Origin of the sequence: Nonomuraea sp. KM90, assembly GCF_052246675.1 — a bacterium.
Lineage (GTDB): Bacteria > Actinomycetota > Actinomycetes > Streptosporangiales > Streptosporangiaceae > Nonomuraea.
This window is the reverse complement of sequence record NZ_JBQQCB010000009.1, coordinates 87,150-99,686: the sequence shown is the minus strand read 5'-3', so window position 1 is coordinate 99,686 and position 12,537 is coordinate 87,150. Positions and strand designations below refer to the sequence as shown.

9 protein-coding genes are annotated in these 12,537 nt (G+C 72.4%); 4 read left to right on the top strand and 5 right to left on the bottom strand.

Annotated elements, in window-relative coordinates; genetic code table 11:
- Window positions 1–19: 19 nt before the first annotated feature.
- Window positions 20–1,021, top strand: coding sequence for a glycoside hydrolase family 11 protein (locus tag ACTWPW_RS13090; RefSeq protein WP_375108641.1), 1,002 nt, complete (start codon window positions 20–22; stop codon window positions 1,019–1,021).
- A 205-nt stretch (window positions 1,022–1,226) separates the two neighbouring features.
- A complete protein-coding gene (locus tag ACTWPW_RS13085) occupies window positions 1,227–2,924 on the top strand; it encodes a PQQ-dependent sugar dehydrogenase (protein WP_443168862.1) in 1,698 nt (565 codons plus the stop codon).
- 66 nt (window positions 2,925–2,990) lie between these two features.
- Here ACTWPW_RS13085 and ACTWPW_RS13080 read toward each other — a convergent pair whose 3' ends face one another.
- The gene (locus ACTWPW_RS13080) at window positions 2,991–3,953 is read right to left on the bottom strand and encodes a helix-turn-helix transcriptional regulator (protein ID WP_364124981.1); all 963 of its coding nucleotides are present in this window, start codon (window positions 3,951–3,953) and stop codon (window positions 2,991–2,993) included.
- A 229-nt stretch (window positions 3,954–4,182) separates the two neighbouring features.
- On the opposite strand from ACTWPW_RS13080, the gene ACTWPW_RS13075 reads away from it, so the two are divergent.
- Window positions 4,183–7,521: a S8 family serine peptidase gene (locus ACTWPW_RS13075; protein WP_443168861.1), complete on the top strand. Its 3,339-nt coding sequence runs from the start codon at window positions 4,183–4,185 to the stop codon at window positions 7,519–7,521.
- A 35-nt stretch (window positions 7,522–7,556) separates the two neighbouring features.
- On the opposite strand, the gene ACTWPW_RS13070 is transcribed toward ACTWPW_RS13075, so the two are convergent.
- The 4 genes from ACTWPW_RS13070 to ACTWPW_RS13055 are packed head-to-tail and all read right to left on the bottom strand — an operon-like array spanning window position 7,557 to window position 11,379.
- Window positions 7,557–8,561, bottom strand: coding sequence for a LacI family DNA-binding transcriptional regulator (locus tag ACTWPW_RS13070; RefSeq protein WP_443168860.1), 1,005 nt, complete (start codon window positions 8,559–8,561; stop codon window positions 7,557–7,559).
- Between the two features lie 24 nt (window positions 8,562–8,585).
- On the bottom strand, window positions 8,586–9,398 hold the full coding sequence (locus tag ACTWPW_RS13065) for an ATP-binding cassette domain-containing protein (protein ID WP_364124973.1): 813 nt from the start codon (window positions 9,396–9,398) through the stop codon (window positions 8,586–8,588).
- Window positions 9,395–10,357: an ABC transporter permease gene (locus tag ACTWPW_RS13060; RefSeq protein WP_443168859.1), complete on the bottom strand. Its 963-nt coding sequence runs from the start codon at window positions 10,355–10,357 to the stop codon at window positions 9,395–9,397. Before ACTWPW_RS13060 ends, ACTWPW_RS13065 begins: the two co-directional genes overlap by 4 nt.
- Before the next feature lie 11 nt (window positions 10,358–10,368).
- Window positions 10,369–11,379 (bottom strand): sugar ABC transporter substrate-binding protein, encoded by a 1,011-nt coding sequence (locus ACTWPW_RS13055; protein WP_443168858.1) that lies wholly within the window; start codon window positions 11,377–11,379, stop codon window positions 10,369–10,371.
- A gap of 150 nt (window positions 11,380–11,529) precedes the next feature.
- Here ACTWPW_RS13055 and ACTWPW_RS13050 point away from each other — a divergent pair, with 150 nt between their 5' ends.
- Window positions 11,530–12,474: a carbohydrate kinase family protein gene (locus tag ACTWPW_RS13050; RefSeq protein ID WP_443168857.1), complete on the top strand. Its 945-nt coding sequence runs from the start codon at window positions 11,530–11,532 to the stop codon at window positions 12,472–12,474.
- Window positions 12,475–12,537 lie beyond the last annotated feature (63 nt).

Sequence of the window (12,537 nt, the reverse complement as noted above, 5' to 3'; positions counted from 1 at the left end):
CGGCGAAGGGAGCCCGCTCATGAACGACGCCCCCGCCCACCCGAGGCGCCGCAGACGCGGCCGCATCAGACGGATCTTCGGCGGCGCCTGCGCCCTGGCGCTGGTCCTGTCCGCGACGATGCTGCACGGCACCGCCAACGCCGACACGACCGTGACCACGAACCAGACCGGCACCGACAACGGCTACTTCTATTCGTTCTGGACCGACAGCTCCGGCACGGTCTCCATGAACCTGGCGGCCGGCGGCAACTACAGCACCACCTGGCGCAACACCGGGAACTTCGTCGCCGGCAAGGGCTGGAACCCCGGCGGGCGCCGGACCGTGAGCTATTCGGGCAGCTTCAACCCGTCCGGCAACGCCTACCTGACGCTCTACGGGTGGACGAGGAACCCGCTCGTGGAGTACTACATCGTCGACAACTGGGGCACCTACCGGCCCACGGGAACGTACAAGGGCACGGTCACCAGTGACGGCGGCACGTACGACATCTACCAGACGACGCGCTACAACGCCCCCTCCATCGAGGGCACCAGGACGTTCAACCAGTACTGGAGCGTCCGGCAGTCGAAGAAGACCGGCGGGACCATCACGTCCGGCAACCACTTCGACGCGTGGGCCCGTAATGGCATGAGCCTGGGCACCCACGACTACATGATCCTCGCCACCGAGGGTTACCAGAGCAGCGGCAACTCCAACATCACGGTGGGCGGCTCCTCCGGCGGCGGTGGCGGGGGCGGAGGCGGCGGGGGCGGCGGCGGTTGCACCGCCACGCTGTCCGCGGGCCAGCAGTGGAGCGACCGGTACAACCTCAACGTCGCGGTCAGCGGTTCGAGCAACTGGACCGTGACGATGAACGTGCCGTCCCCGGCGAAGGTCCTGTCCACCTGGAACATCAGCGCCAGCTATCCCAGCGCCCAGGTGCTGACCGCCAGACCCAACGGCAGCGGCAACAACTGGGGTGTGACGATCCAGCACAACGGCAACTACACCTGGCCTTCGGTCTCCTGCAGCGCGGGCTGACCGCCCGGCCCCCGCACCACCGCCCACGGCGCGGCGGCCCGCGACCGCCGCGCCTTGGTCAGCTCGCTGTTTCGTGGAAAGTTTCACCGCCGGGTGGCCATAGCCGCAGATAGCCGAATCACGCCGGTCACGCTGGTTGTGATCGAACGTCACGAGGCCTACGGTGCTGACATCCGCATCCGGTGATCCAGTCAAGGAGTCCGTCATGCGCGCCCGTGTCATCCGTGCCCGGGTCATCCAGGCACTAGTCCTGACCCTGCTGGCCCTGGGGATCAACGTCCCGCAGGCCCGAGCCCAGGTGGTGGGAGGTTTCGACTTCTCCCGGGCGGAAGTGTCGGTCACGGGACTGCAGGTTCCGTGGGCGATGGCGTTCCTGCCGGACGGCAGCGCGCTGGTCTCCGAGCGGAACTCGGGGCGCATCGTCCAGGTTCGCCCCGGCCAGGCGCCGGTCCAGGTGGCCACGATCAGCGGGGTGAGCGCCTCGGGTGAGAGCGGCCTGCTGGGCATCGCCGTGTCGCCGACGTACGCGCAGGACGGCTGGGTGTACGCCTACTTCACCAGCACGAGTGGCGACAACCGCCTGGTCAGGCTGCAGTTGAGCGCACCACAGACACAGACGGTGATCTTCTCCGGCGTCCCGAGCGCGACGATCCACGACGGCGGCCGCATCGCCTTCGGCCCGGACGGCCTGCTGTACGTGGCCACCGGCGACGCCGGCACCACCGCCAACGCCCAGAACCTCAACAGCCCGGCCGGCAAGATCCTCCGCATGACGCCCACGGGCGGCGTGCCGACCGGCAACCCGTTCCCGAACTCCCGTGTCTGGAGCTACGGCCACCGCAACGTCCAGGGCCTGGCCTGGGACGGGCAGGGCCGGATGTACGCCACCGAGTTCGGCCAGAACACCTGGGACGAGGTCAACCAGATCGTCGCCGGCGGCAACTACGGCTGGCCCACCTGCGAGGGCACCTGCGGCAACGCCTCCTTCCGCGACCCGATCGTCACCTGGACCACGGCCCAGGCGTCGCCGAGCGGGCTGGCGTACGCCAACAACACGCTCTTCGCGGCGGCGCTGCGCGGCCAGCGGCTCTGGGCCGTGCCGCTGAGCGCCACCGGCACGCCGGGCACGCCGGTGGCCGAGCTCCAGTCCACCTACGGCCGGCTGCGCTCGGTGGCGCTCGGGCCGGACGGCTGGCTCTGGGTGGGCACCAGCAACCGGGACGGCCGCGGCACCCCGGTGGCCCAGGACGACCGGATCGTCCGCGTCCCGCCGGCCACGACCGGCGGCGACACCTCCCCGCCGACCGCCCCCGCCGGCCTGGCCGCCTCGGGGACGACCGCCACCTCCACCACCCTGACCTGGACCGCCTCGACCGACGACGTGGGCGTGACGGGCTACGACGTGCTGCGCGCACCCGGCACGTCCGGCGGCGCCTTCGCCCAGGTGGGCACGTCCGCGACCACCTCGTACACAGACACGGGCCTGAGCGCGGGCACCGCCTACCGCTACCAGGCCCGCGCCCGCGACGCGGCGGGCAACCTCTCCCCCGTGTCCAGCACGGTCACGGTCACCACCACCGGCGGCGGCGGCACGACGGGCGGCTGCACGGCGACGGCGGCCACCCAGACGCAGTGGGGCAACGGGTACGTGATCCAGCCGGTCACCGTCGCCAACACCGGCACCTCCCAGGTGACCGGCTGGACGGTGACGTTCACGCTGCCCGCCGGCCACACCGTCACCGGCTCCTGGAACGCCACGCTGACCACCGCGGGCCAGACCGTCACGGCCAGGAGCGCCGGCCACAACGGCACGCTCGCCCCCGGCCAGAGCACCACGTTCGGCTTCCAGGCCGGCCGCCCGAACGGCAACACCCAGCTGCCCTCCGGCTACCAGTGCGCCTGATCGGGTCCGCCCGCGCCGGCTCGCCCCAGCCGATCAGCTGCGGCCGGGCCGGCTCGCCCCGGCCGATCAGATCCAGCCGCGCCGGGTCGCCTCCATGGCGACCTGGAAGCGGGTCTGCGCGCCCAGCCGCCGCATGAGCTTCGTGATGTGCCGTTGCACCGTCCGCTCGCTCCAGCCCAGCGCGCGGCTGGCCGCCTTGTCCGTCGCCCCCGACGCCAGCAGCGTCAGCAGCCGCTCCTCGTCCTGCGACAGCTCACCGCCGGGCGCCGTCAGCCGCACCGGCACGCTGCGCTCCCACAGCGCCTCGAACAGCGCCACCAGCGCGTCCAGCAGCGGCGACGGGTGGATCAGGTACGAGGCCGCGACCACGTCGTCGCCGGCCCGCAGCAGCGGGATGATCGCCAGCCGGTCGTCCGAGATCGCCAGCTTCATCGGCACGGCGGCGATCCTGGCCTGCTCCCCGTGCTGCATCCCGGCCGTGACGTCCTCCAGCCAGCCGGGCAGCTCCAGCACGCTGGTGTCGTAGATGACGCGGTATCTCACCCCGCGCCGGAGCAGGTTGAGCTCGATCGGGTTCGACTCCGTGTGCTCCTGCGGCGCGGCGTACGGCGGCCGGTCGAAGCCGCGGATCTGGGCCCGCGTGTCGTGCTGCATCTGCACCCACCGGTGGTTCACCTCGTCGCGGCCCGAGACCACCTCGATCAGCTCCCCGGGGTGGGCGAAGCGGGTGTTGGCCCGGTAGACGTCCATGAGCGCGCGGATGTGCGCGCGGACGCCGTCCAGCTCCCGCTCGCGCTCGCGCAGGATGGCCTCCAGGCTGCTGTCCGGCGAGACGGCGACGTAGCGGGTGGGGCGGCCGGTCGAGCGGGTGGCCAGCCCCAGGTCGACCAGGGACTGCAGGGTGCGCCGCGCGGCCGGGGCCGGGAGGTGGCAGTCGGCGACGATCTCCGCGACCGTCGCCTGGGTGCGCCGGACGAGCGCGTGGTAGACCTCCTCGTCCTGACGGCCGAGCCCGATCGCCTCGAACAAGCCCACCTCCGGGTGTCGGATTCACGTCACATGACAGAAACTCGTCACTAACGGATCTTGTCAGGAAACAGCGGATGATGTCAGCGTTCTTGAGCACCATCGGCCCCTGTGGCCACGTGAACGAAGGAGCGTCATGCCGCTGTCCCCCCGCCGTTCCCCTGGGCGACGCCTGCTCGCGGCCGTCTTACCAGCCGTATTACTGACTTCCGGGACGTTCGGGGCTTTCGGGATGCTCGCGAGCCCGGCCACGGCGGCGGAACCCGTCACCGCCGAGCCCGCGCCCCAGCCGAAGATCGACGCCAAGCTCGCCGAACAGATGAAGAGCGCCCGCGGCCGCCTGGAGGCGGCCGTCGTGCTGCGCACCGTGCAGGACCCGCCCGCGCCGGAATCAGCCGCTGAGGCGCGCGCCGCCCTGAAGGCGAGCGCCGCGCCCGTGCAGGAGCCGATCGTCCAGTTCGTCCAGTCGCGCGGCGACCAGGTGGTCAACACGTTCTGGCTGAAGAACATGGTCCTGGTACGCGCCACGCCCGCCACCCTGGCCGCCCTGGCCGAGCTCGACCTGGTCGACCGGATCATCCCCAACTTCACCCTGACCGCCCCCGAGCCCGGCAGGGGCGCCACCCCCAGGGCCACCGCCGCGACGGCCGCCACCTGGGGCATCGCCAAGATCGGCGCCGACCGGGTGCGCGGCGAGCGCGGCCTGACCGGCAAGGGGGTGCGCGTGGCCGTGCTCGACACGGGCATCGACGCCACCCACCCCGACCTCAAGGGCAAGCTGGTCACCGCCGACGCCGCGGACCCGAAGCACCCGGGCGGCTGGATCGAGTTCGGCCCCGACGGCAAGCCGGTGCCGACCGAGCCGCACGACAGCAGCTACCACGGCACGCACGTGGCGGGCACGATCGCCGGCGGCGACGCGTCCGGCACGCAGATCGGGGTCGCGCCCGGCGCCGAGCTGATGGCCGGGCTGGTCATCCCGGGCGGCTCCGGCACGCTCGCGCAGGTGATCGCGGGCATGCAGTGGGCGCTGGCGCCCTACGCGGCCGACGGCAGGCCGGCGGGCAAGCCCGCCGACGTGGTCAGCATGTCGCTGGGCGCGGAGGGCTACGCCGACGAGCTGATCGAGCCGGCCAGGAACATCCACCGCGCCGGCGCGTTCCCCTCCTTCGCCATCGGCAACGACTGCGCCGAGGGCCAGTCGGGCAGCCCGGGCAACGTGTACGAGGCCGTGGCCGTGGGCGCGACCGACGTCAACGACGAGGTGCCGGACTTCTCCTGCGGCGGCGTGGTCAAGCACACCGACTGGTTCGCCGCACCGCCGGAGTGGCCGGACTCGTACGTCGTGCCGGACGTCTCCGCCCCCGGCGTGGACGTGGTGTCGGCCATGCCCGGCGGCCAGTACGCCGCGCTGAACGGCACCTCGATGGCCACTCCGCACGTGTCCGGCACGGTCGCGCTCATGCTGGAGGCCCGCCCGGACCTGACCGTGGACGCGGCCGAGGAGATCCTGGCCGGCACGTCGGTCTCCGACGACCGCTACGGCCCGCGCCCGAACGCCCGCGTCGGCCAGGGCCGCATCGACGCCTACGCCGCCGTCGCCGAGGCGGCGCTCAAGAGCGGCGTACGCGGCACCGTCATCGACGGGCGCAGCCGCCGGCCGCTGGCCGGCGTGCGGGTCGTCAGGGCGGACGGGCGCGGCACCGAGAGCGGCGCCGACGGGCGCTTCGAGCTGCGGCTCGCGCCGGGCGAGCACGAGCTGACGCTGTCCAGGTTCGGGTACGAGACGGGGTCCGAGACCTTCCGCGTCAAGGCGGACCGGCTCTCCGACGTGCGCCTGGAGCTGGAGCGGACCCGCTGGAGCACGATCTCGGGCCGGGTGGCCTACGAGCCGACCGGCTCCACCGTGCCCGGCGCCACGGTCACGGTGCTCGGCGTGCCCGACGAGCTGGCGGGCACGACCGACGCGAGCGGACGGTACACGATCAAGGACGTGCCCGCCGGCGAATACCAGATCTCCGCGCACGCCCCCGGCGTGTCGAGGTCGGACCCGGTGACCGTCACCGTGGGCCGCCGCCCCGCGACCGCCGACGTCACGCTGCCGCGGCGACCGCGGACCGACCGGGTGTCCCTCGGCTCGGACGGGCGGCAGGGCAACCACGACGCGTGGTGGCCGGAGCTGAGCGGCGACGGGAGCGTGGTGGTGTTCGCCAGTTTCGCCTCCAACCTCGCCGACGACCAGGACACCAACGGCGAGCTGGACATCTTCGCCACCGACCTGCGTACCCGGGTGACCGAGCGGGTCTCGGTGCCGACCGGCGGCGGGCTGGCCGACGCGTTCTCCCTGTCTCCCACGGTCAGCAGGGACGGGCGGTTCGTCGGCTTCAACAGCGGGGCGGCCAACCTCGTACCGGGTGACGGCAACGGCATGACCGACTCCTTCGTGCGCGACCGGCGGACGGGGACGACCGAGATGGTCTCGGTGTCGTCCGAGGGCACGCCCGGGGACGGGATCTCGGGCGCGCCCAGGCTCAGCGCGGACGGCCGCTTCGCGGTCTTCGACAGCGGCGCGGCCAACCTGGTGCCGGGCGACACGAACGAGCGCAACGACGTGTTCCTGCGCGACCGCCAGACCGGCAGGACGGAGCGGATCTCCGTCGCCCAGGACGGCTCGCAGGTGAACGGGAACGCGCGCGAGGCGACGATCAGCGCCGACGGCCGGTACGTGGCCTTCCAGAGCGACGCCGCGGACCTGGTGCCCGGCGACGACAACGGGGTGATCGACTCCTTCGTGCTCGACCGGCAGAGCGGGACGCTGAAGCGGGTGACGGGGCCGTACCCGGACACCGACACCTCCGCGCCGGTGATCAGCGCCGGCGGGACCGCGCTGGCCTTCGCCAACGGCGTGGGGCTCGGCGAGATCTACGTGCACGACCTGACCACCGGCAGGTCCCGGATGGTGTCGGCGACCCTGGACGGCAAGCCCTCCAACGCGCTGACCTTCGCCCCCTCGCTCTCCGCCGACGGCGGCAAGGTCGTCTTCTACAGCGACTCGGGCGAGCTGGTCAGCGGCGACGCCAACAACCGCAGCGACATCTTCCTGCGCGACGTGGCGGCCGGCACCACCACGCGGATCTCCGCCGGTCCCCGGGGCGAGGAGGGCGACGGCCGGGCCGACCTGCCGTCGATCAGCGACGACGGGCGGTACGTGGCCTTCGAGAGCACCTCGGCCAACCTGGTCGAGGGCGACACCAACAAGCGGTCCGACGTGTTCGTGCACGACCTGGTGGCCGGGCCGGAGGCGCTGTTCGCGGTGGGCGGCCTGGAGGTCTCGCCGGCCGTGTCCCGGTCGGGGCGCGTGGAGGTCCGGGCCGTGGTGAAGAACGTGGGCGAGCTCGCGGGCTCGTACGAGGCCGTGCTGCGCGTGAACGGCGAGGAGGACCAGCGGCGCAGCCTGACGCTGGCGCCCGGCCGGAGCACGCGGGTCTCGTTCGGCCTGCGGCGGAGCGAGGCGGGCATCTACACCGTCGTGCTCGGGCCGCTGACCGGGCAGTTCACGGTCAAGCGCTGACCATCGGGGGCCGTCCGGAGCGGGCGGCCCCACCTTCACGGGGGCAGCTCGCCGGAGCCGCGCACGATCAGCCGGGTCGGCACGGTGGCCCGGCGGGCCTTCGACCGGTCGCCGTCCAGCCGCGACAGCACCAGCTCCGCCGCCGCGGCCCCGACCGCCGCCGGGTCCTGGGCCACCACCGTCAGCGGCGGATCGAGCACCTCGGCCAGCGGCAGGTCGTCGAACCCGACCAGCGCCACGTCCCTGCGCCCCGCCCGCGACAGCGCCACCACCGCCCCCATGGAGGCGAAGTTGTTGCCGGTGAACAGCGCCGTCGGCGGATCGGGCAGGGCTAACAGGCGCAGCGTGGCGCCGGCCGCGGCCTCCAGGTCGTGCCCGGTCTCCACCAGCGCGCGGTCGAACGGCAGGCCGGCGCCGTCGAGCGCGTCGCGGTAGCCCTGGAAGCGCTCGCGGCGGGTGTAGAGGGCGGCGGGCAGGTCGCCGACGAAGCCGATCCTGCGGTGGCCGTGGGCGATCAGGTGGGCGACGCCGGCCCGCGAGCCCTCCCGGTTGGCGCTGACCACGCAGTCGGCGGTCAGGCCGACGGACGGGCGGTCGAGGAAGACGATCGGCAGCCCGGCCACCCGCTCCGAGCGCAGGTGCCGGTGGTCGCTGGCGGCGGCCGGGACGACCATGAGGGCGCTCACCCGGCGGGCCAGGAACGTGGCGATGAGCGACTGTTCCAGGTCGGCCGTCTCGTCGGAGGAGCCGACGATGAGCGTGAGCCCCCGGGCGCGCACGGCGCTCTCGACGCCGCCCGCGAGCGTGCCGAAGAACGGGTTGCCCATCTCGGGGATGACCAGGCCGATCGCGGCGTCCCGCGCGCCGACCCGCATGTTGCGGGCCATGAGGTTGGGCTGGTAGCCCAGCTTGCGGACCGCGGCCATGACCCGCTCGCGCGTCTCCACGGCGACCGGGCCCTCGTCGTTGAGCACCCGGGAGACGGTCTTCGCGGTGACTCCGACCTCACGGGCCACATCTGTCATCGTCGGACGCCGCATTCCGCTCATGCTAGTGGCCCGTCATCAGGACAGCCCGATCGCCTCCGCCGCGTCCTTGTCCGCGACGACCGACTTGCCCTCCGACATCTGGAGCGCGCCGGTCATGATGGCCACCACCTCGGCCATGCTGTGGTCGCGCGGGCTGATCTCGGCGACCCTGCGGCCCAGGCGCTGGACGTGGATGCGGTCGGCGAGCTCGAACACGTGCGGCATGTTGTGGCTGATCAGCACCACCGGCGTGCCCCGGTCGCGGACCTGCCTGATCAGGTCGAGCACCTGGCCGGACTCCTTGACGCCGAGCGCCGCCGTGGGCTCGTCCATGACCACGACGTGCGTCGCCCACGCCACCGCCCTGGCCACGGCCACGCCCTGCCGCTGCCCGCCCGACAGCGACTCGACCGGCTGGGTGAGCGAGCGCAGCCCGATCTTGAGCTCGGCCATGTGCCGGGCCGACTCCTCGCGCATGCGCTTCTTGTCCAGCATCCGGAAGACCGTGCCGAGCAGGCCCGGCTTGCGGATCTCCCGGCCCAGGAACATGTTCGTCGCGATGTCGAGCGAGGCCGCGACCGCGAGGTCCTGGTAGACGGTCTCGATGCCGTGCCGGCGCGCGTCGAGGGGGTCGCGGAAGCGCACCGGCTCGCCGTCGAGCCGGATCTCGCCCGCGTCGGGCTGCAGCGCGCCGGTCAGCGCCTTGATCAGACTCGTCTTGCCCGCGCCGTTGTCGCCGATGACGGCGAGCACCTCGCCGGGCATGAGGTCGAAGTCGGCGCCGTCGAGCGCGACGACGTGGCCGTACTTCTTGACGAGGCCGCGGGCCTGGAGCACCGGTGTGCTCATCGGGTCCTCCTGCGGGAGAGCTGGTCGACGGTGACCGCGAGGATCACCAGGATGCCGGTGATGAGCGTCTGATAGATCGACGGTACGCCCATGAGCTGCAGGCCGTTGCGGAACACCCCCACGATGAGCGCCCCGACGAGCGTCCCCAGCACCAGGCCCCGGCCGCCGAACAGGCTGGTGCCGCCCAGCACGACCGCGGTGATGCTGTCCAGGTTGTCGGTCTGGCCGGCCTGCGGGTCGCCGACGCCGGTGCGGGAGACCAGGAGCAGGGCCGCGATGCCGTACACGAGGCCGGCCAGCGTGTAGACCCCGACGGTCAGCCGGCCGGTCCTGATGCCGGTCAGGCGGGCCACCTCGGGGCTGTTGCCCAGGGCGTACACGTGGCGGCCCCACGCGGTCGAGCCGAGCAGGTACGCGAACAGCAGGAACAGCAGGATCGTCAGCAGCGACCCATAGGTGACGTTCGTCTGGCCGAGCTGGAACGTCTGCCCCAGGAACGTCAGCAGCGCGGGCAGCTCGGTCACCGTCTGCTCGTTGGAGTAGATGTGCGTCAGGGCGAACACCACGTTCAGCATGCCCAGCGTCACGATGAACGGCGGCAGCGAGATCCGCGTCACCAGCAGCCCGTTGACCAGCCCGAACCCCGCGCAGACGGTGAGCCCGGCGGCCAGGGCGAGCAGCGGCGGCAGGCCGCTGTCCACGGCCAGCTTGGTCATCACGATCCCGCCGAACGCCATGATCGCGCCGCACGCAAGGTCGATGCCCGCGGTCAGGATGATCAGGGTCTGCCCGATGGCCAGCGTGCCGACCACCATGACCTGCTGGATGATCAGGGAGAAGTTGGAGCCGGTGAAGAACTGGTCGGTGTTGACCCCGAAGAACAGGCAGGCCAGCACGAGCGCGGCCAGCGGCCCGGCGACGGGCGTGGCGACCAGGCGGCGCGGCAGCGGTGCTTCCATCACGGCCATGGTCAGCCCCAGCAGTTGGCCAGGCCGAAGGTGGTGTCCTTGGCCTCGACCCCGGAGACGGCCTTGTCGGTGATGAGCGTGACGCCGGTGTCGGTGTAGCCGCTGGCCTTCTGGCCGCCCTTGGCGAACGTGGCCACGGCCTTGACGCCGTCCTCGGCCATCTTGAGCTGGTACTGCTGGCTGGTGGCGGCGATCTGGCCGGACTGCACGGCCTTGGTGCCGGTGCAGCCGCCGTCCACGGAGACGATCAGCACGTCCTTGTCGCGGCCCTTGGCCTTCAGCGCGGTGTGCGCGCCCAGCGCGGCGGGCTCGTTGATGGTGTAGACGAGGTTGATGTCGGGGGCCTTCTGCAGGCAGTTCTCCATGGCGGTCTGGCCCTTGGCCTGGTCGCCGCGGGTGTCCTGGGAGCAGACGATGGACGGGTCGCCCGCCTGGACGCCGAACCCCTTCAGGAAGCCGTCGTGCCTGAGCTGCCCGACGGTGATGCCGGGGGCCAGGTCCAGAGTGGCGATCTTGGCGGGCTTGCCGGCCATGGCGGCCTTGGCGTACTGGCCGATCAGCTCGCCGGCCTTGAAGTTGTCGGTGGCGAACAGCGCGTCGGTGGCGTCCTGGGGCTCGGTGGGGGTGTCGAGGGCGATCACGAGCACGCCCGCGTCCCGCGCCTTCTTGATCGCGGGGACGATGGCCTTGGTGTCGCTCGGGGTGATGAGGATGCCCTTCACGCCGGCCGCGACCATGTTCTCGATGGCGGTGATCTGGGTCGCGTTGTCGCCGTCGAACTTGCCCGCAGCGGTCATCAGCTCCAGGCCGTTGGCCTGGGCGGACTTCTGGGCGCCCTCCTTCATCTTGACGAAGAACGGGTTCGTCTCGGTCTTGGTGATCAGGCCGACCTTGGGGGTGGCGGAGGCGCTCTGCCCGCCTTCGCCGCCACCGCCGCCGCCACCCCCACCGCCGCCGCAGCCGGCGACGAGAAGGGCGGTGACCAGGATTCCAACCGGAAGCTTCGCATTCATGGGCGGTTCCTATCAGGGGGTATTCAATGTCATCGTTGACATATGTCAACGTTGACATCGCCTGTGCTGCGATGATGAACTCCGCTCCGAGAAACGTCAATGCCCCCGTGCCGTAACGAATCGGCAACGCGCCTACGAGAGGCAGGCCCGATGATCGCTGTCCTGGGCGAGTGCGTCGCCGACGCCTTCACCGACCGTGCGGCGGCCGCGGCGGGCGGCGGAGCGGCGGGCGGGCTGGCGTTACGGGTGCTGCCCGGGGGCGGGCCGGCCAACACGGCGGTGGCGCTCGCGCGGCTCGGCACGCCCGCCCGGTTCCTCGGGCGGATCTCCGGCGACGTCTTCGGCGGCCTGTTCCGGGAGCACCTGACCTCCTCCGGCGTGGACCTGTCGGCGTCGGTCGCCGCCGGGGAGCCCAGCACGCTCGCGGTCGCCGCGCTCGACGCCGACGGGCGGGCCGAGTACACCTTCTACGCCGACGGCACCGCCGACTGGCAGTGGACCCCGTACGAGCTGGACCCGGGCCGCCTCGGACCGGTCGCCTGCCTGCACACCGGCTCGCTCGCCCTGGTCAGGGAGCCGGGCCGGGAGGCGGTGGCGGAGTTCGCCCGCGCGGCGTCGCGGCGGGCCACGATCTCGATCGACCCGAACGTCCGCCCCAGCCTCGCCGCCAAGGACGACTACCAGGTGGCCCGCTGGTGCGAGTGGACCGACATCCTCAAGCTCAGCGCGGACGACCTGGACTTCCTGCTGCCCGGCACCCCGATGGAGCACGCCTGCGACACCTGGCACGCGGCGGGCGCCCGCCTGATCGTGATCACCCGGGGGGCCGACGGGGCGCTGGTCTCCCTCGACGGGGCGCGGGCCGCGGTGCCCGCGCCCCAGGTGGACGTCGTGGACACGGTCGGCGCCGGCGACTCGTTCACGGCGGGCCTGCTGCACGACCTCGGCGCGAGAGGGCTGCTCGGCGGCCGGCTCGACGACCTCGACCTGGAGACGGCCGTGGCGGCGGCGACGTTCGCGGCGCGGGTGTCGGCGTTGACGTGCTCGGTCGCGGGCGCCGACCCGCCCTGGGCGCACCGGCTCCGTACGGATTGAGGACCGCGGACGACCGGTCGCGCGCGACCGGAAACACCCTCATGACATCCGGCGCCGCTTCCG